Annotated in this window: 21 protein-coding genes; 11 read left to right on the top strand and 10 right to left on the bottom strand. The window is 64.0% G+C overall.

Annotation, left to right across the window (positions count from 1 at the left end):
* Positions 1–29 precede the first annotated feature (29 nt).
* Positions 30–674 carry a lipoyl(octanoyl) transferase LipB gene (gene lipB, locus KTQ36_RS05780; RefSeq protein ID WP_218632764.1) on the top strand — a complete coding sequence of 215 codons (645 nt, stop codon included), beginning with the start codon at positions 30–32 and terminating at the stop codon, positions 672–674.
* A gap of 8 nt (positions 675–682) precedes the next feature.
* Positions 683–883, top strand: coding sequence for a hypothetical protein (locus KTQ36_RS05775; RefSeq protein ID WP_218632763.1), 201 nt, complete (start codon positions 683–685; stop codon positions 881–883).
* Here the strand turns inward: KTQ36_RS05775 and queE are convergent.
* The 7 genes from queE to KTQ36_RS05740 all read right to left on the bottom strand — a co-directional run bounded on the left by queE (position 880) and on the right by KTQ36_RS05740 (position 6378).
* Complete coding sequence (gene queE, locus KTQ36_RS05770; protein ID WP_218632762.1) at positions 880–1509, bottom strand: 7-carboxy-7-deazaguanine synthase; 630 nt, start codon at positions 1507–1509, stop codon at positions 880–882. The two genes, KTQ36_RS05775 and queE, sit on opposite strands and share 4 nt — an antisense overlap.
* Positions 1510–1522: 13 nt before the next feature.
* On the bottom strand, positions 1523–2212 hold the full coding sequence (gene queC, locus KTQ36_RS05765; RefSeq protein ID WP_218632761.1) for a 7-cyano-7-deazaguanine synthase QueC: 690 nt from the start codon (positions 2210–2212) through the stop codon (positions 1523–1525).
* Positions 2213–2245: 33 nt separating this feature from the next.
* Entirely contained in the window at positions 2246–2644 is a 399-nt protein-coding gene (locus KTQ36_RS05760; RefSeq protein WP_218632760.1) for a DUF3617 domain-containing protein, read from the bottom strand.
* 50 nt (positions 2645–2694) lie between these two features.
* Complete coding sequence (gene hslO / locus KTQ36_RS05755; RefSeq protein ID WP_218632759.1) at positions 2695–3600, bottom strand: Hsp33 family molecular chaperone HslO; 906 nt, start codon at positions 3598–3600, stop codon at positions 2695–2697.
* Positions 3600–4796: an aspartate aminotransferase family protein gene (locus KTQ36_RS05750; RefSeq protein WP_218632758.1), complete on the bottom strand. Its 1197-nt coding sequence runs from the start codon at positions 4794–4796 to the stop codon at positions 3600–3602. Before KTQ36_RS05750 ends, hslO begins: the two co-directional genes overlap by 1 nt.
* Before the next feature lie 146 nt (positions 4797–4942).
* Complete coding sequence (locus KTQ36_RS05745; protein WP_218632757.1) at positions 4943–5437, bottom strand: hypothetical protein; 495 nt, start codon at positions 5435–5437, stop codon at positions 4943–4945.
* 116 nt (positions 5438–5553) lie between these two features.
* Entirely contained in the window at positions 5554–6378 is an 825-nt protein-coding gene (locus KTQ36_RS05740; protein WP_218632756.1) for an ABC transporter permease, read from the bottom strand.
* 51 nt (positions 6379–6429) lie between these two features.
* Here KTQ36_RS05740 and KTQ36_RS05735 point away from each other — a divergent pair, with 51 nt between their 5' ends.
* From KTQ36_RS05735 to KTQ36_RS05725, 3 genes are read left to right on the top strand one after another with little or no spacing between them, the layout of a single operon-like run.
* The gene (locus KTQ36_RS05735) at positions 6430–7128 is read left to right on the top strand and encodes a GcrA family cell cycle regulator (RefSeq protein ID WP_218632755.1); all 699 of its coding nucleotides are present in this window, start codon (positions 6430–6432) and stop codon (positions 7126–7128) included.
* A 42-nt stretch (positions 7129–7170) separates the two neighbouring features.
* Complete coding sequence (locus tag KTQ36_RS05730; protein WP_218632754.1) at positions 7171–8172, top strand: hypothetical protein; 1002 nt, start codon at positions 7171–7173, stop codon at positions 8170–8172.
* On the top strand, positions 8169–8387 hold the full coding sequence (locus KTQ36_RS05725; protein WP_218632753.1) for a hypothetical protein: 219 nt from the start codon (positions 8169–8171) through the stop codon (positions 8385–8387). The genes KTQ36_RS05730 and KTQ36_RS05725 overlap by 4 nt, the downstream gene beginning before the upstream one ends.
* Positions 8388–8390: 3 nt before the next feature.
* Here the strand turns inward: KTQ36_RS05725 and KTQ36_RS05720 are convergent, their stop codons facing one another.
* Both KTQ36_RS05720 and KTQ36_RS05715 read right to left on the bottom strand, forming a co-directional pair.
* The gene (locus tag KTQ36_RS05720) at positions 8391–8927 is read right to left on the bottom strand and encodes a hypothetical protein (protein WP_218632752.1); all 537 of its coding nucleotides are present in this window, start codon (positions 8925–8927) and stop codon (positions 8391–8393) included.
* Between the two features lie 132 nt (positions 8928–9059).
* Positions 9060–9536, bottom strand: coding sequence for an Hsp20 family protein (locus KTQ36_RS05715; RefSeq protein WP_218632751.1), 477 nt, complete (start codon positions 9534–9536; stop codon positions 9060–9062).
* A 250-nt stretch (positions 9537–9786) separates the two neighbouring features.
* Here KTQ36_RS05715 and parE point away from each other — a divergent pair, with 250 nt between their 5' ends.
* The 3 genes from parE to rimO are packed head-to-tail and all read left to right on the top strand — an operon-like array spanning position 9787 to position 14269.
* Positions 9787–11766 (top strand): DNA topoisomerase IV subunit B, encoded by a 1980-nt coding sequence (parE, locus tag KTQ36_RS05710; protein WP_218632750.1) that lies wholly within the window; start codon positions 9787–9789, stop codon positions 11764–11766.
* A 52-nt stretch (positions 11767–11818) separates the two neighbouring features.
* The gene (locus KTQ36_RS05705; RefSeq protein WP_218632749.1) at positions 11819–12862 is read left to right on the top strand and encodes a potassium channel family protein; all 1044 of its coding nucleotides are present in this window, start codon (positions 11819–11821) and stop codon (positions 12860–12862) included.
* A 54-nt stretch (positions 12863–12916) separates the two neighbouring features.
* Complete coding sequence (gene rimO, locus KTQ36_RS05700) at positions 12917–14269, top strand: 30S ribosomal protein S12 methylthiotransferase RimO (RefSeq protein ID WP_218632748.1); 1353 nt, start codon at positions 12917–12919, stop codon at positions 14267–14269.
* Here the strand turns inward: rimO and KTQ36_RS05695 are convergent.
* Positions 14266–15465, bottom strand: a complete 1200-nt coding sequence (locus KTQ36_RS05695; protein WP_218632747.1) for a hypothetical protein — start codon at positions 15463–15465, stop codon at positions 14266–14268. The two genes, rimO and KTQ36_RS05695, sit on opposite strands and share 4 nt — an antisense overlap.
* 171 nt (positions 15466–15636) lie before the next feature.
* On the opposite strand from KTQ36_RS05695, the gene KTQ36_RS05690 reads away from it, so the two are divergent.
* From KTQ36_RS05690 to KTQ36_RS05680, 3 genes are all read left to right on the top strand, one after another.
* Positions 15637–16095 (top strand): CHRD domain-containing protein, encoded by a 459-nt coding sequence (locus tag KTQ36_RS05690; RefSeq protein ID WP_218632746.1) that lies wholly within the window; start codon positions 15637–15639, stop codon positions 16093–16095.
* A gap of 82 nt (positions 16096–16177) precedes the next feature.
* Positions 16178–17578, top strand: a complete 1401-nt coding sequence (locus tag KTQ36_RS05685; protein WP_218632745.1) for a leucyl aminopeptidase family protein — start codon at positions 16178–16180, stop codon at positions 17576–17578.
* Between the two features lie 136 nt (positions 17579–17714).
* On the top strand, positions 17715–18104 hold the full coding sequence (locus KTQ36_RS05680; RefSeq protein ID WP_218632744.1) for a MarR family winged helix-turn-helix transcriptional regulator: 390 nt from the start codon (positions 17715–17717) through the stop codon (positions 18102–18104).
* The last annotated feature ends 1 nt before the right edge of the window (position 18105 follow it).

Genomic DNA, 18105 nt, shown 5'->3' with positions numbered 1-18105 from the left:
CATGGCTTCGACCCGCCACATGGCTGGCCATGATCGACGGAGTGGAATGGCAGGTCGCGCCGGGGCTGGTCCCTTATGATGTTGCTTTGCGCGACATGGAGCAGCGCGTAGCCGACATCCAGGCGGGCGAGGCGCATGAGCGGGTATGGCTGCTCGAACATCCACCGCTCTTCACCGCCGGCACCTCCGCCGACCCGGTCGAATTGATGAACCCACAAGGCTTTCCGGTGCACGATGCGGGACGCGGGGGGCGCTATACCTACCACGGCCCCGGTCAGCGCGTCGGTTACCTGAATCTGGATTTGGGCAAGCGGGGGAAGGATATCCGCTGCTTTGTCCACGACTTGGAAGGGTGGATGATCGAAGCGCTTGAAAAGGTTGGCGTTTCGGCGCGGCGCGAGGCGGGGCGGATCGGCATCTGGACCGGCCAGGGTGCCGAGGAAGCCAAGATCGGGGCGATCGGCGTGCGCGTAAAGCGATGGGTGACGCTCCACGGCTTTTCGATCAACGTCGATCCGGACCTGTCGCATTTCGGCGGGATCATCCCGTGCGGGATCGAGGAGTTTGGCGTGACCAGCCTCAAGGCGCTGGGTATCGATGCCGGGATGGACGGGATGGACGCTGCGTTGAAGGAGACATTTCCGGCCTTCCTCCAGCGGCTCAAAAAGGATTAGAAGACCCTATGCACACCATAGTCATCGCCACCGCCGCCGCCCTCACCCTTGCCGCCTGCGGACAGGAAGAAGCGGCCGAAGAAACCGTCCAGGCCGAGGAAGTCAGCCTGGAGAATGAAGAAGAAGCGGGCGACGTCACCGCAATCGACGCCGCGACCAGCGCCGACGCCAACATGGCACCGGACAGCGGCAGCGACGACGAGGACTAGGCGAGGCCAAGCAGCTTGTGCGCCTGCAACGTCAGGCGCCAGTTGGGGCGGTCCATGACGAGGGCGATCGCGGCCTCGGTGTTCGCCTCGACCTCCTCCCCGTCCATTGGCTGGATCAGGAAATGGTCGAAATCGAGCGCCTCCAGCGCGTCGAGATCGAAGGGCTGCGGCCAGACGAGCTTCAATTCGTCGCCCGAGGACTGCACCAGTTCGCTTCCATATTTGGGGCTGATGCACAGCCAGTCGATGCCCTCGGGCGCGGCGATGGTGCCGTTGCTCTCGACCGCGATGCGAAAGCCCTCGGCATGGAGCGCATCGATGAGCGGGCTGTCGAGCTGCAGCAGCGGTTCGCCGCCGGTGATGACGACCAGTCGGTCGCCCCGCCCCTCACCCCAGATATCGGCAACGCGCGCGGCCAGCGCCGTAGCGTCTGCAAATTTCCCGCCATTGACCCCGTCGGTACCGACGAACTCGGTATCGCAAAATTGACAGATCGCCTTGTGCCGATCCTCCTCGCGCCCGGTCCACAGGTTGCAGCCCGCGAAGCGCAGAAAAACCGCGCGCGAACCCTGCTGCACCCCCTCGCCCTGAAGGGTCAGGAAAATCTCTTTGACGGCGTATGTCATCGGAGGGGGGCCATCACGCGGGCTCTACGCCTTCGCCGTAGCAGGTGCTGTCGGCGAGGCCGGCTTCGACGAAGCCCTTGTGGCGCAGGCGGCAAGCGTCGCAGCGTCCGCAGGCACCGCCGTCGGGCAGCGGATCGTAACAGCTGTGGCTCATGCTCGCGTCCAGGCCGAGGCGGTCGGCTTCGCGCGCGATGTCGGCCTTGGTCATGTGCAGCAAAGGTGCGTGGACGGTGAAGCCGTTGCCTTCGACGCCCGCCTTGGTCGCCTGGTTGGCGAGATTCTCGAAGGCTTCGACGAACGCAGGGCGGCAGTCGGGATAGCCCGAATAGTCGAGCGCGTTGACGCCGACGAACAAGTCGTGCGCGTCCGCCGCTTCGGCCCACGCCAGCGCGAGGGAAAGGAATACAGTGTTGCGTGCGGGGACGTAGGTCACCGGAATGCCCTCGCCCACCCCGTCCTTGGGCACATCGATATCGTCGGTCAGCGCGCTGCCGCCGAACGCCGACAGGTCGAGCGGCAGGATGATGTGCCGGTCGGCGAGCGCGGCCGCGACCCGCTTGGCCGCCTCCAGCTCGACGCGGTGCCGCTGGTGATAATCGATGGTGAGCGCGAGCACTTCATAGCCCTGCTCACGCGCCAGCGCAGCACAGACCATCGAATCCAGTCCTCCCGACAGGAGGATGACGGCGCGTTTCTTACTCATGGGCGCGCCCTTAGCGCCTGTGCGAACCAGACGCTAGTTGCTGCAATTCCCCACCCGGCGTGCCGCGAGCGTATGGTGGAAGGGGAGACCGCCGTCGATGCCCTGCGTCACCAGCCGGAAGTTGCGCGGCGTAACCGGTTCCAGCGTGGCGCGGCCGAAGCCGCCGCCGACGCACGTGTAGTGGATTTGGGCGAGGCGCGGATCGTCCTTGATCGTGACGCGGGTGCATTGGCGGCCGCGATGTTCGACCTGGGCCATAGCGGAGAGATCACGGAAACAGATGCGCTGGGTTCGGCGGTCGCCCGACGGATCGCTGATTTCCCACAATCCCGGCTGTGCCTGTTGCAGCGCGCGCGGAAGCGCCTGCGACGCCGCGATCAGCGCCGGCGCAGCGAGAATCGCCAGTCCTGCAACGAGTTTCCGCCTGTTCATGACGACAGCTTACCACATTTCCCGATTAACAGAAGTTAAACGGAAAACGATTAATCGACCGCTTCCGGATCGATCGGGAAACTGGTCGCGCAAAAGGCGCAGTCGACGCTGATCATCCCGTCCTCGCCGACCATCTCCTTGCGCTCGTCCGCCGGGAAGCGCGCGATCACCGAGCGGATATAGTCCATGTCGCAGCGGCACCCCTTCGACAGGCTCGTCGGCTCATGGACCCTGATCTCGTCTTCCTCGTGAAACAGGCGCCAGAGCAATTGGTCCGGGGACAGGTCGGGGTCGACCAGTTCGCTTTCCTTTACCGAGCCCGCGAGGATTGCGACATGGGGCCAGTCGGGGTGGTCGAGCTTGGTGTGAAGCCGCTCGCGCCCTTCCTCCCCTTCGGGCAGGTGCTGGAACATGATGCCGCCCCCGATCCAGCCGTCATCGTCCTTCTTGGTCGCGAGGCGAACGATCGAGGGGATCTGCTCGGACTGGGCGAAGAAGCTCTGGGCGGCTTCGGCGAGGCTTTCGCCCTCGAGCGCGACGACCCCCTGGTAGCGGTCGTTGGTCGCGGGCTGGTCGAAGGTGACCGCGAGATAGCCCTTGCCGAACAAGGAGAAGAGGTTGGGGTCGGCAGGCGCCTCGGCCAGCTTCCTGGCATCGTGGCGGACATAGCCGCGCAATTCGCCCGCCTTGTAGTCGCACACCATGAGATCGACGATGCCGTTCTCGGTCTGCGCCTGCATGGTGAGCTGGCCATTGGGATCCTTGAGCAACGACCCGAACAATGCGGTCAGCACCAGCGCCTCGGCGAGCAACTTCTCGATCGCGGGCGGGTAATTGTGATTGGCGAGGATGACGTCGATCACCGGCCCCAGTCGCGCGACGCGACCGCGCGCATCGCGCGACGGAATCATCGCGCGCAGGACGACGTCCATGGTGGGGACCGGCAATTCGGACATCAGTCGTTCGCCTGCGCCTTATACTCGTCCGCCGCAGCCGACAGCTTCGAGACGAATTCGTGGATATGCTCTTCGGTGATGATCAGCGGCGGCAGCACGCGCATGACATTGTCGGCGGCGGCAACCGCGAGCAGGCCTGCGCCCTCGCGCATCCAGTTGACGAAGGGGCGCGATTCGAACTCGGGCTTCATCTTGACGCCAAGCATCAGGCCCATGCCGCGCACGCTTTCGAACATGTCGGGATGGTTGCCGATCATCTGCTGGAGCGCGCCGCGCAGCCGCTCGCCCATCTCGTTGACGTGATCGAGGAATCCGGGCGCGAGCACCGCGTCGAGCACTGCTTCGCCCGCCGCCATGGCAAGCGGGTTGCCGCCATAGGTCGAGCCGTGCGTGCCGATGACCATGCCCTGCGCGCCCTTTTCGGTGGCAAGGCAGGCGCCCAATGGGAAGCCGCCGCCAATGCCCTTGGCCGAGGCGAGGATGTCGGGCTCGATACCGTACTGTTCGTAGGCGAACAGCGTACCGGTGCGCGCCATGCCGCACTGCACCTCGTCGAGAACGAGCATGAGGTCATGTTCGTCGGCGAGCTGGCGCAGCCCCTGGAGGAATTCCTTGCTGGCCGGGCGGATACCGCCCTCGCCCTGCACCGGCTCGACGAGGAAGCCGGCGGTGTTTTCGTCGATCAGCGCCTTGGCACCTTCGAGATCGTCGAAATCGCAATATTTGAAGCCCGGGAGCAACGGGGTGAAGCCGTCATGCATCTTGGCGCTGTTGGCGGCCGAGATGGTCGCCATCGTGCGGCCGTGGAAGGCGTTGTTGAAGGTGATGATGTCGGTCTTGTGCGGGTTGCCCGCAACATGGTGGTAACGGCGCGCGGCCTTGATCGCGCACTCGACCGCCTCGGCGCCCGAATTGGTGAAGAAAACGGTGTCGGCAAAGCTGTTGTCGACGAGGCGCTGCGCGAGGCTTTCGCCCTGCGGTGAACCGTAAAGGTTGGAGACGTGCATCAGCTTGGCCGCCTGGTCCTGCACCGCCTTGATGAGGCCCTCATGGCTATGACCGAGCAGGTTGACCGCGATCCCGCTGGCAAAGTCGAGATAGCGCTTGCCGCTCTCGCCGATCAGATAGACTCCGTCGCCTTCGACCGGGCGCGTGTCGCAGCGCGGATAGACGGGCATGAGCGGCGTGATCGACATAAAGAGAGACTCCGTTGGGTGAGATTGTTCGGGCGGCTTCTCGCAAAGGTGGGTGCGCGGGTCAAAAGGAAAAGGGCGCCCGGCCAAGGGGGAGGCCGGACGCCCTTCAATCTCCCGCCCAGGCTCACTGGACGAGGGCGGGAAGCTTAATCGTCCCAGCGATCGTCATCGTCCCAGTCGCGATAGCGGCGGTCGTAGCGCGCATCGCGGCCCCAACGGTGACGGCCGTCGCGAATTTCATGGCGGATCTGCTGGCGCAGGCCGCGCACGTTCTGGCGCGCTTCGCGGACTTCCCAGCGGGTAACGCCGTTATAGCTCATGCGCTGGATCTTGCGCTGGATCTTATCGGTCTTCTTGCGCAGCTTGCGCGCTTCCTTGCGGTCGATCAGCCCGCGATAGCGAAGGTCGCGAATGTCGTGGCGGATCTGGCTCAGTTCGCGGTTGAAGCGATAGAGGCGACGCGGGTCGACATAGTCGCGATTGTAGCCGCGGCGATCGTAGCGATCGTAGCGGTCGTCGTAGCGCTCGTAGCCATAATGGTTGTAGCGCTGCTGTGCATCGGCGGTGGCGGGCGCGGCGGCGAGGCCTGCGGCCAGCGCGGCACCGGCGAGCATGGTCTTGGTGGCGAAGCGGGTACGCATGAAAACTTCTCCTGTGGTCGATTCGTGAACACAGGATGGGGTGCGGCCGCTGAGGCGACACTGAATGCGCGCGTTAGGCGGGGTTCATTTACTTTGGGGTTACGCGGCCGGGGCGATCAGTTCTTGATCTTCCACCCGCTCTTGAGAAGCGCGTAGCAGAGCAGGAACAGCACGGCGTTGATAGCGAGGAGCACGATAGCGCCCAGTGTGGGGTCGCTGTCGGATACGCCGAGGAAGCCATAGCGGAAGCCCGAAATGACGTAGAAGAAGGGGTTGGCGTGGCTAAGCGCCTGGAAGGTCGGGCTGAGCGCTTCGATGGAATAGAATGTGCCCGACAGGAGCGCGAGCGGGGCGACCACGAAGTTGGTGACCGCCGCGGCATGATCGAACTTCTCCGCCCAGATCGAGGTGAGAATGCCGAGGAAGGCGAGCATCAGGCTGCCCATGAGGCCGAAAAAGAGGATGACCAGCAGATTGTCGGGGCTCACCGACAGGTCGGGGTAGAAGCTCATCACCAGCCAGACTGCGCCGCCGACGAGGAAGGCGCGGGTGACGGCGGCGCCGGTAAGCGCGGCGATCAGCTCGCCGATCGAAAGCGGGGGCATGAGATAGTCGACGATGGTGCCCTGGATCTTGCCGACGAGCAGCGAGAAGCTGGCATTGGCGAAGGCGTTCTGGATCATCGCCATGACGATGAGGCCCGGGGCGAGGAAATCGGCGAAGGGCACGCCCAGCATTTCGCGCCCGCCGCGGCCCAGCGCGACGGTGAAGATGACAAGGAACAGGAGGGTGGTGATGGCGGGGCCCCAGACTGTTTGCAGCTGGACCTTGAAGAAACGCCTCACCTCCTTGATATAGAGGGTCTTGAGACCTCCCCAGTTCACGGACCCGAGGATCGGTTCGCCGGGCGGGGGGTTGTTCCAGGAAGGATACTCGTTCATGCGCCTCGCCTAACCGCGATTGGCGCCGGACACAACGGAGACGAAATTCACATGAGTTGGACCGAAGAACGGATCGACCGTCTGAAGAAGATGTGGGCCAAAGGCTCGACCGCCAGCCAGATCGCCGAAGAGCTTGGCGGGGTCAGCCGCAACGCCGTGATCGGCAAGGCGCACCGCCTCGGCCTCGAATCGCGTCCGAGCCCGGTGAAGGCCGCCGATAAAAAGAAGAAGGCGGCGCCCAAGAAGAAGGCTGCGCCCAAGGCGAAGGCTGCTGCCAAGCCCAAGGCCGCGCCCAAGGCGAAGGCTGCGCCCAAGGCGGCGGCGAAGCCCAAGGCTGCGGCTGCCAAGCCCGCCGCCGCGCCCAAGGCCGACCCGACGCCGGCGAAGGCCGATGGCGACGGCAAGAAGGACAATTTGCAGTATCGCAGCGTGGGTCCGGGCGGCTTCATCCGCCAGGGTCCGTCCGATACGCAGGCCCCGATCCCGCCCGCGCCCCCGCGCCGCCTCATTCCGGCCAAGCCGAGCGAGGAAGTGGCCGACAAGACCAGCCTGCTCGACCTCAACGAGCGCATTTGCCGTTGGCCGATGGGGCATCCGGGCGAGCCCGACTTCCACTTCTGCGGCCAGCCGAGCAATCCGGGCTTCCCCTATTGCGTCGAGCATTGCGGCGTCGCCTACCAGGCCCAGCTACCCCGCCGCGACCGCAAGCCCCCGCCCCCGCTGCCCTTCGGCGGCCCGCGGGTTCGCTAGGAGCCTACGACCAGCGGCATGACGTCCGGTAGCGTATCGCGATTGGCCCTGGCCGACTTCTCGGGATCGCCTCCAAAGTCACCGCTGCTTGTCGGGACCGACATCGACCGATTTGAAGGCGATCTCCGTCCAGTCCTTCGAGAGGAGGGACTGGATGCCGCGTTGGAGGTCGTGTTGTCGCAATTGGCACCGCTTGCGACGCCTGAGTTACTTGCTGCCGACGAAACAGCGCGAGCGGGCTCACTCGACTGGGGCGCAATTTGCGCGGACGCAATCGCGGCTCGAAGCAGCCTCGGCGAGACGGCCTTGCTCGGGGTCGGTCTCAGCCTGTCCAATGCGCCAAGCCAACGTAGCCTGATCGTGCGAACCTACGATCGTCTCGAAACCTACCCCGCTGCCGCGCCCAAGACGTCGAACCCCGACCGCCAGCGTTCAGGTTCAAGGGACCATGTCGCGAGGTTCGGCCAATTCCTAAGATACGATCCGATCGACCCGCTTCTCATGTGCGCTGAAACCTTCCAGCAGAAAGTCGGGCAGCGCTTCGACGAGCATAAACGCCAAACCCGTATCCTCATCTCGCATCTTGTCGTGCTGCGCTTTATCGAGGCAGTCGCGCTGGCGGCGGCAAAGTACGGACTTCCCTTCAAATGCGCACTGCACGCAGGCGGCGAGACAATTTCCGGCCCCGAAGGCATGTTCGCCGCGCGCCCCGACTACCGCGTCCTGCTGGAGTGCCCGCTCATCGAGGCTGACGAGAAAACGCGCGCGCGCAGCGCCGAGCTTCTTGTACAGGAGCGGGCCGAGTGGGAAGATCAAACGCTAAAGCTCACGCAGGTCATGTTGCAAGACTTCGAACGCTATGGCCGAATTCGCCCCCACCTTATCGCCGACCTCATTCCCGAATGGCACGAGCGCGCATTTCGCGTCGACTCTTGCCTGCCGCCAAGTCGATCCCCCGAAGCGTTCACCAAGGCTGAGCTCTACGAACTGATTGGCGTGCTTCACGCCAAGCGCGAGCGCGACGCCCCGGGAAAGTTAGCGTGAACCCATGGCTCGCCTTTTTGCTTGGCCCTTCAATCGGAGTCGGGGTATTCTTCGCTTGGAGGGCCTATCGTCAGTGGAGCGTCCTCGGGATGCTCGCGCGCCGCTTCGAAGCCGAGGCGGATGAAGTCGAGCGCGCGCTCATCTTTGATCGTCGCGAACTGCGAGAAGCTTATCTTCGTGGACGCGCACGGATCGAAAACGCCGAGCAAGATTAAGGCTCAGTCGCCGTAGTCGGCTTCCTCGATCCGGACCATCAGGTGCGCGTAGGGCGTATCCTTCCACATGACGTAGACCGGCGCGGCGGTGTCGTTGGTCATGTCCGCATACATGGCAGGGTCGGGCAGGATGATCATCATGTGCGGCCCGTCCTTGATCCACATATTGTCCTCGGTCGGCTCGGTCGCAGTGGGATCGAGATTGCTTACGCCCGACGTGTCGCCCTCACCTGCCAGCATGTAGGACACGCCGAACTTGCCGGTAGGGAAGGGTTCGCCGGCCATCATTGCGCCCAACGCCTCCATCCAGACCGCATCGTTGCACATGGCGCCCATCTGCCCCTCGGGCAGGCAGGTCCAGCCATTGCTTCCCTCGCGAAGCACATTGCCGTCCGCGTCCACCACGGTCGCCGCATCGGTAACCGATGGCGGTCCGGCCGACAGCGCGCTGTCGATCAGTGCTTGGCTGTCGGCATCCTGCGCCCAGCCGCATGTCGGTACGCATGCAGCGCCTGCGATCATCAGATAGCGAATTTTCATGAAATGCCCCCTGCAGTTGATGTCAGGTACGCAACTGCGGGTCCTATACACTTTCTCGGGTCGTGCGGCCACGGGCAAGAAAAAGGGCCCCGGAAGCCGATGCCTCCGGAGCCCCAATCCTAGTCGCGCCCTTTAGGCGTCTTCGGTTTCCTTCGACGACGCCTCGATCTGTTTGGTCTCGGTGCGGCGTTCGCCCCCACCGATCTCGATGGTCTTGGGCTTCATCGCCTCGGGAATCTCGCGCTTGAGCGAGATGGACAGGATGCCGTTGTCCATGTCGGCGTCGGTCACCTGGACATGGTCGGCAAGTCCGAAGCGGCGCTCGAACCCACGCAGCGCGATGCCGCGATGGATATAGTCGTGGCCTTCGTCGGCCGCCTTCTTGCCCTTCACCACCAGCTGGTTCTGCTGCGCGGTGATTTCGAGGTCATCGCGACGGAATCCGGCAAGCGCGAGGTCGATGCGATATTCGTCATCGCGAACCTTCACGAGGTCGAAAGGCGGGAAGTTTTCGTTGGTTTCGCTGCTGCTGTTCTCCAGCAGGTCGAACAGCCGGTCGAACCCGATGGTCGAACGACGATAAGGCGAAAAATCAAATGCACTACGCATGGTTGTGTCCTCCTGATTTGAGCAACATGGCGGGAGGAAAGGCCTGCGAGTGAAAGCCGATCCACCCGTCACCGGGCCCCGAAGGCGTCCGGCACGCGCGATCTGGTTTTTCGTCACTTGTTTTCAAGGGTTTGGGACACGAGTCGTCGAAAAAAATTTGCAGGTTATCGCACCGCGCAATCTAGGGTCGCGTAGAAGGCTTAATCTCTCGCTTTGCACATGGTGACGCCCCGCCTATAGCTATCATCAAATGTCCGACGATCTTTTCGATTCCAAATCTCCCGCCACCGCCGAAGACTATGACGCCAGCGCCATCGAGGTGCTCGAGGGTCTCGAGCCCGTACGTCGCCGCCCCGGCATGTATATCGGCGGAACCGACGCGCGTGCGCTCCATCACCTTGCGGCCGAAGTTATCGACAACTCGATGGACGAGGCGGTCGCAGGGCATGCCAGCCGGATCGAAATCACGCTGGAGGAAGGCAATCGCCTGACCGTGGTCGACAACGGGCGCGGCATCCCGGTCGATCCGCATCCCAAATATAAGGACAAGTCGGCGCTCGAGGTCATCATGACCACGCTTCATTCGGGCGGGAAGTTCGAGGGCAAGGCCTACGCCACGTCGGGCGGCCTGCACGGTGTCGGCGTCAGCGTCGTCAATGCCCTGTCGACCGAGACGATCGTCGAAGTCGCGCGCGACAAGAAGGTCTATCGCCAGAGCTTTGCGCGCGGCCATGCGACGAGCAAGCTGGAAGAGGTCGGCACGACGCCCAACCGGCGCGGCACGACCATCACCTTCACCCCCGACCCCGAAATTTTCGGCAAGGATGCCAAGTTCAATCCCGAGCGGCTCTACAAGCTGGCGCGATCGAAGGCCTATCTGTTCGCGGGCGTAGAGATTCGCTGGAAATGCGCGCCGTCACTCGCCAGCGAAGCAGTGCCCGAAACCGCGACCTTCAAGTTCGATAGCGGACTTGCCGACCATCTCGAGGAGCAGCTCGAAGGCCGCAACTGTATCACCACTCCGCCCTTCACCGGCACCCAGGATTTTCCCGACGGCGAAGGCAAGGTCGAATGGGCGGTCGCCTGGCCGGTCTGGTCGGAAGGCTCGCAAAGCTATTACTGCAACACCATCCCGACGCCCGACGGCGGGACGCACGAGGCGGGACTGCGTAATGCGCTGACCAAGGGGCTTCGCGGGTTCGGCGAGCTGATCGGCGACAAGAAGGCGGCCAAGATTACTGCCGACGACGTGTTCGGCGGGATCGAGGCGATGCTGAGCGTCTTCATCCGCAACCCGCACTTCCAGTCGCAGACCAAGGACCGCCTGACGAGCCGCGAAGCCACCCGCTTCGTCGAGACTGCGGTGCGCGATCATTTTGACCATTATCTCGCCGACAATATGGACCGCGGCCGCGCGCTCCTGGGCGCGATCATCGAGCGGATGGACGAGCGGCTGAAGCGCAAAGCCGAGCGCGAGGTGAAGCGCAAGACCGCGACCAGCGCGAAGAAACTCCGCCTGCCCGGCAAGCTCACCGACTGTTCGAACAACGACAACGATACCGAGCTGTTCATCGTCGAGGGCGACAGCGCGGGCGGGAGCGCCAAACAGGCGCGCAATCGCAAGACGCAGGCAATCCTGCCCATCCGCGGCAAGATTTTGAACGTCGCCAGCGCGACGCGCGACAAGATCCGCGCCAACCAGGAAATTGCCGACCTTTCGCTCGCGCTGGGTTGCGGGATGCGCGACCAGTATGACGAGGACGCGCTTCGGTACGACAAGATCATCATCATGACCGACGCCGACGTCGACGGCGCGCATATCGCGACGCTGCTGATGACCTTCTTTTTCCAGGAAATGCCCGAGCTGGTGCTGGGCGGGCATCTCTACCTCGCGCAGCCGCCGCTCTATCGCTTGAGCGCCGGGGGCAAGTCGCTCTACGCGCGCGACGATGCGCATCGCGCCGAGCTGGAGGCCAAGGAATTCAAGGGCAAGAAGGTCGAGGTCTCGCGCTTCAAGGGTCTCGGCGAGATGAACCCGGGGCAGCTCAAGGAAACCACGATGGACCCCGAGACGCGCAGCCTCATTCGCATCACCCTCCCGCCCGAATATCAGGACCGTCACCAGGTCAAGGAACTGGTCGACAAGCTGATGGGCAAGAATGCCGAACACCGCTTCCAGTTCATCCAGGCCAATGCGGCAGGGTTGGAAGAGGACGCCATCGACGCGTGATGCAGGCCGTCGAAGCTTGCCTTCCGCTACAAACGGTCTAGGGCATTAAGCCATGGAACGACGGCGTCCGCCACAGATCGCACTCCTCAAGCAGAAATCGCCGCTGAGCGTTGGTGCCCAGCTCGCGATCCGCTTTTTGCTGCTGCTGGCCCTGCTCGCGGTGATCATCCTGGTTCACTGGATCGAGCGCGATGCCTTCGTCGACAATGTCGACGGCGAGATGAGCTTCGCCGACGTCATCTATTTCACCATGATCTCGGCGACCACCACGGGCTATGGCGATATCGTCCCCGTGACCGAGCGCGCACGACTGTTCGACGCGCTCGTGGTGACGCCGGCGCGGATCTTCTTCATCTTGATCCTTGCCGGCACCGCCTATTCGTTCGTGATCAAGAGAAGCTGGGACAAGTGGATCATGCGCCGACTGCAACGCACCCTTGAAGACCATATCGTGGTCGCGGGTTTCGGGACTTCGGGTTCCGAGGCCGTGCACGAACTGGTCGCGCGCGGCGAAGACCCGCGCAAGATCGTCGTCATCGACCAGAATACCGAAAGCCTCGCCAAGGCCGAGCGCATGGGCTGCATCATTATGCAGGCCGACGCGACGCGCGACGAAACGCTGGAGGCGGTGCGCATCCGCCAGGCGGCGACGATGATCATCTCGGCCGGCCGCGACGACACGTCGATCCTGATCTGCCTGACCGCGCGGCACCTGTGCCCCGACCTGCCGATCAGCCTTGCCGTGCGCGCTGAGGATAACGAGTTTCCCGCGCGCGCCGCGGGGGCCACGACGGTCATCAACCCGGTCAGCTTCGCAGGGCTTCTGCTTGCCGGTTCGGCGCATGGCGCGGGCATTTCCGACTATCTCGCCGACCTGGCCTCGGCGACGGGCCGTGTGCGCTTGCACGAGCGGGTGATCGAGAATTTCGAGGTCGGCAAATCGCTCGCCGAGGTCGCCGTCGGGCTCGGCGTCCGCATTCTTCGCGACGGCAAGCCGATCGGTTTCTGGCAGGACGGCGCGAAGAAGCTGGAGGCGGGCGACCGCATCATCGAGATCATTCCGGGCCATGCCTTCCCGCCCTGCCCCCCGGCCTAACCGCTTCATTCGCCTAGATTTAGCCGCGATTGGGCGCTAAAGGCGCGCGCAATCATGGCAACGAAAATTCCCAATCCGCCCCGCGTGGGCATGGTTTCGCTCGGCTGTCCCAAGGCTTTGGTCGACTCCGAACGCATCCTGACCAAGCTGCGCGCCGACGGCTACCAGATGAGCCCCGACTATGACGGGGCCGACGTCGTGCTCGTCAACACGTGCGGCTTCCTCGACAGCGCGAAGGAAGAATCGCTCGAGGCGATCGGCGAGGCGATGGCGGAAAACGGCCGCGTGGTCGTCACCGGCTGCATGGGCGACGAGGCCGACCTGATCCGCGAGAAATTCCCCAAGGTGCTCGCGATTACCGGTCCGCAGCAGTATGAGCAGGTGGTCGAAGCCGTCCATGACGCCGTCCCGCCCGCGCTGTCGCCTTATGTCGACCTGGTCCCGCAGCCCGACGTCAAGCTGACGCCCAAGCACTACAGCTATGTGAAGATCTCCGAGGGCTGCAATCACCGTTGCGCCTTCTGCATCATCCCGAGCCTGCGCGGCGACCTCGTCAGCCGCCGCCCCGACGCTGTCCTGCGCGAAGCCGAAAAGCTGGTCGCGGGTGGCACCAAGGAACTGCTGATCATCAGTCAGGACACAAGCGCCTACGGCCTCGACCTCAAGCATGCCGCGTGGCCGTGGCGGGGCGAGGATCGCCGCGCGCACATGGTCGATCTTGCCGCCGCGCTCGGCGAACTGCGCACGCCCGAGGGCGAGCAGCCCTGGGTCCGCCTGCATTACGTCTACCCCTACCCCTATGTCGACAAGGTCATCCCGCTGATGGCCGAGGGCAAGCTGACCCCCTATCTCGACATCCCCTTCCAGCACGCCAGCCCCAAGGTGCTCAAAGCCATGCGCCGCCCCGCCAACGAGGCGAAGGTGCTTGAGCGCCTTAAAAAGTGGCGCGACATCTGTCCCGACATCGCGGTGCGTTCGAGCTTCGTCGTCGGCTTCCCGGGCGAGACCGAGGAAGACTTTCAATATCTTCTCGACTGGCTCACCGAAGCCCAGCTCGATCGCGTCGGTGCCTTCCGCTTCGAACCCGTCGAGGGCGCGGCCGCGAACGACCTGCCGGGCGCGGTGCCCGAAGAAATCAAGGAAGAACGCTACCAGCGCATCATGCAGCACTGCGCCGAAATTTCGGCCGCCAAGCTGCAGGCGAAAATCGGCAAGACGATCGACGTCGTCATCGACGCGGTCGACGAGGAAACCGGCGGAGCGACCGGCCGCTCCAAGGCCGACGCGCCCGAAATCGATGGCGAAGTCCACCTACGCGACGCGGGCCACCTCAAGGCTGGCGACTTCGCCCGCGTCGAGATCGAGGACGCCGACGAGCATGATCTCTTCGGCGCGCCGCTTGCCTAGCGGCCGCAGCCGGCGAACGCCTGATTGTAGAAATCGCGCTGCATCGCGGCGAACTTGGTGGCTTCGTCCGGTTCGCAAACCGTGTTGAAGCGCGTCGAGCCGTCGGACCAGCGCGACTTCTGCTTCACGGTCAGCCGCACGCGCGTGGCGCGATAGGCCTTGGCAAGCGCGCCGTCGCATGACAGCGCTTCGCGCACCGGCCAGCGCCGCGTCTTCTGCGCGTCCTCGAGGATCCGCGCGATCAGCCCGAGACTGTGCACCTGGTAATTGCAATTCTTGCCCGCGCGCGGAAGGAAATAGCCGCCCTCGCCCGGCGCCCGCTCGGCATTGTACCCGTAATAGAGCCACTGCACCCGATCGCGTCCGACGGGCGGCGCGAGATAGTCGGCGAAGGACGGCTCGTCGCCCACGCGCTGGCGCGGACCTTGCGCGAAAAGCTGGTTGAGGCCTTCCGCGATCGCGCGATCCATGTCGAACGGTTCGCGCCAACCATTGCGGCGATAGAGTTCGGAAATCAGCCCCAGATCGCGCAGGACGTGCAGCTTCTGGTTGAGCGTCGCGCCGAAGTCCGCAGGGCGGTCCTTGCGCGTAACCGAATGGAAGAAGGCACAGCTGCGCCCGCTGCCGCGACAATTCGAAACGGTGGCCAGCCCGCCCTGTCGCCCGTCGGTGACCACGGTTCGCAGCATCGCCTCGCCGAGCGCACGATAGAGCGCGGCGTCGTCCTCGTGCCCGCGATAGCTCGCCTGTTCGGCCAGTCGCGAAAATTGCAGGATGAAATAAGCGAGGCCGGTCTGCCCCATGCCGCTATAGGGTTCGCCCAGCCGATTGACCTCTGCCAACCGCGTATCGCTATCGCGTCCCGCCGCCAGGTCGCTCTCGAATCGCGCGAGCCCCGCGCTTCCTCGGCGCGTTCCGCCGGGCGCGATGAAGGCGACGTCGTTGCGGCTCATCGCCTCGACGATTTGCGCTCGCACGCTCGCGGCGTAAGGCGCCAGCCGGGCGGGATCGTTGGCGCGTTGCCGCCACCCGTTGCGCATCGAGCGCGTGCAACCGGAAAAGAAGTGCCACGTGTCGCGCGCGCTGCCGGGTGCGATATTGCACGAAGCCGCGCGCGCTTGGTTCGATGAAGCGCTGCTCCAGCCCTGTGCGGTCGCCGGGATAAGCGACAACGCCAGCACGGCAGACAGGCTCACTGATTTCCACACCATGATTCTCCCAGCGTTCGGGCGACAAGCTAGAGCCATGTCCTTGTCTCGATCCTGAAAGGCCGGTTGGGACAATGACAGGATCGGTTTTCGACAGTCCACGGGCGATATGGTAAAAGCCGCCGCTTCCACTCCCGGAAGCCGACAGGGAGAAACCCCATGAATAGCAATATGTTAGGACTGGCGATAACGCCCATATTGGCCATTTCCCTGGCCGCGTTCGCAGACCATCCGGGCGGCGGCGGCGCCAAGCTCGAAGCCTCGCTGACCGGTGCTGCCGAGGTGCCAGGCCCCGGTGATCCCGATGGCACCGGAATGATCCAGATGCGCCTAAATCCGGGTCAGGGCGAGGTCTGCTACACGCTGATGACAATGAACGTCGAAGGCGTGAATGCCGCGCATATCCATGTCGGCGAGGAAGGCCAGGCCGGCGGTATCGCCATCAGCCTCCAAGTCGATGCGAGCCATGACGGCATGACCGAGAAATGCGTCGAGGACATGCGTTCGCGCATCACCGCGATCCTCCGCAATCCGTCGGGATATTACGTCAACGTCCACAGCGCCGGTAATCCCGCGGGCGCCGTTCGCGGTCAGTTGGAAGGGCTGCGCGACAAGTAAGCACGATTGGGTGGCCCCATGCGGGCGGGTCGCCACCCATTTCGCGGTTGAACCGAAAGTTCGTGCCGTTCATTGAGACGATATGACCGATCTTTCCGACCGCCTGCAGCCCGATACCGGCCAAGCCGCTACGACCATCCATCTTGTCGACGAAAAAAGCTTTGCCGAATGGCGAAAGGGCCAGTCGCCGGCCATTCGCAACCTGCTCGATGCGCGGCGTTACGATGGCAAGTCGGGCTACGCCTCGATGATCCTGCCGGGCGAGAATGACGAGGACTGGTCGGTCGTGTCGACCGTCGCCAATGTCGACGAATTATCTCCCTGGTGCCTTTCCAAGCTGGGCGAGGTCCTGCCCGCCGGCACCTATCGCCTCGCTAACGATCTCGAACCCGGCCCCGCCAAGCTCGGCTGGCTGCTCGGGCAGCACCGGTTCGACCGCTATCTCTCGCAAAAGCCCGAAGATGCCGGCCCGCGCGTCCTGCTGACCGGCAAGGCGGCGCGGATCGATCGCACCGTCGCGCTGGCCGAGGCCACCATCATGGTGCGCGACCTGATCAACACGACCGCCGAAGATCTCGGCCCCGCCGACCTGCAACGGGCGATCGAGGAACTGGCGAACGAATACAAGGCTGAGGTCACCACCCACATGGGTGACGGTTTTGCCGACGAGTATCCGATGATCTACGCGGTCGGTAAAGCCGCCGCCGAAGGGCGCGAGCCGCGGCTTGTGGAGCTAGAATGGGGCAACAAGGACCATCCGCGCCTCGCCATCGTCGGCAAGGGGGTGGTGTTCGACAGCGGCGGGCTCGACATCAAGGGCGCCAAGGGCATGCGCATCATGAAAAAGGATATGGGTGGCGCGGCGCACGCGATCGCCCTCGCCTCGCTCGTCATGAAGCTCGGGCTCAAGGTCCGCCTACACCTCCTCATCCCCACGGTCGAGAATGCCATCGACGGACGCGCGCTGCGGCCGGGCGACGTCATCGACAGCCGCAAGGGTATTTCAGTCGAGATCGACAATACCGACGCCGAAGGGCGGCTGATCCTGGGCGACGCGCTTGCCAAGGCTGGCGAGGACGAGGCGGGCCTTATCATCGACTATGCGACGCTGACGGGCGCGGCGCGCGTGGCGCTCGGTCCCGACCTGCCGCCGATGTTCGTCAATGACGACGAACTGGCCGGCGCGCTCGAAGAAGGCGCGAAGGCGGAGGGCGATCCGGTGTGGCGGATGCCGCTTTGGGATGGTTACGACAAGATGCTCAAGTCGGACATTGCGGACATGGCAAATAGCGCGTCGAGCGCCTTCGCGGGATGCATCACCGCCGCCCTGTTCCTGCGCAAGTTCGTGCCGGCCGAAACGCCTTGGGTGCATTTCGACACCTATGGCTGGTCGCCGTCGACCCAGCCGGGACGTCCTAAAGGCGGCGAGGCCTATGGCCTGCGCGCGGCCTGGGCGATGCTGGAAGAGCGCTACGGGCTTTAGTCGGTAGTTAGAGTCGGCATCCCGACGCTTCGTCGCTAAGCCGTTGGTTTTTTTCGTCCAAATTGCGCCAAGCCCGCAACGATCCGCAGTTTAGGGGGTTAATTGAGCATACGCGACGTGAACTGAAGAGGAAGCGATGGAAGATCTTTCGCTGGCCCAGTGGATGCGTGCGCTGACGGGATATGTCCGGTCGGGTAGCCCTGACCTCACCAACCGCCAGATGGCCATCCTCATGCAGGTCTACATGAATCCCGGTCCGCACACCGTGCGCGGTCTTGCCAAGACACTCGACGTGTCGAAGCCGGTCGTCACGAGGGCCTTGAATACGCTTGGTGGTTACGGCTATCTGCGCCGCGAACGCGATCAGGACGATCGCCGAAACATCTTCATCGTGAAGACCGAGGACGGGCAGCAGTTTCTTGACCAATTCGAACGACTCCTCCGGCCGGCCGGAAACGGAAGCGCGAACGGCCGTTACGACCGGAGCAGCAACGAACGGCAACGCGAGCCTGCCTTCATCGGCTGAC

This window comes from Sphingomicrobium clamense, from assembly GCF_019264355.1.
In the GTDB taxonomy this organism is placed as follows: Bacteria; Pseudomonadota; Alphaproteobacteria; order Sphingomonadales; family Sphingomonadaceae; genus Sphingomicrobium; species Sphingomicrobium clamense.
Note: the sequence above shows the minus strand (reverse complement) of the source record. Positions and strands in the feature narration are given on the sequence as shown.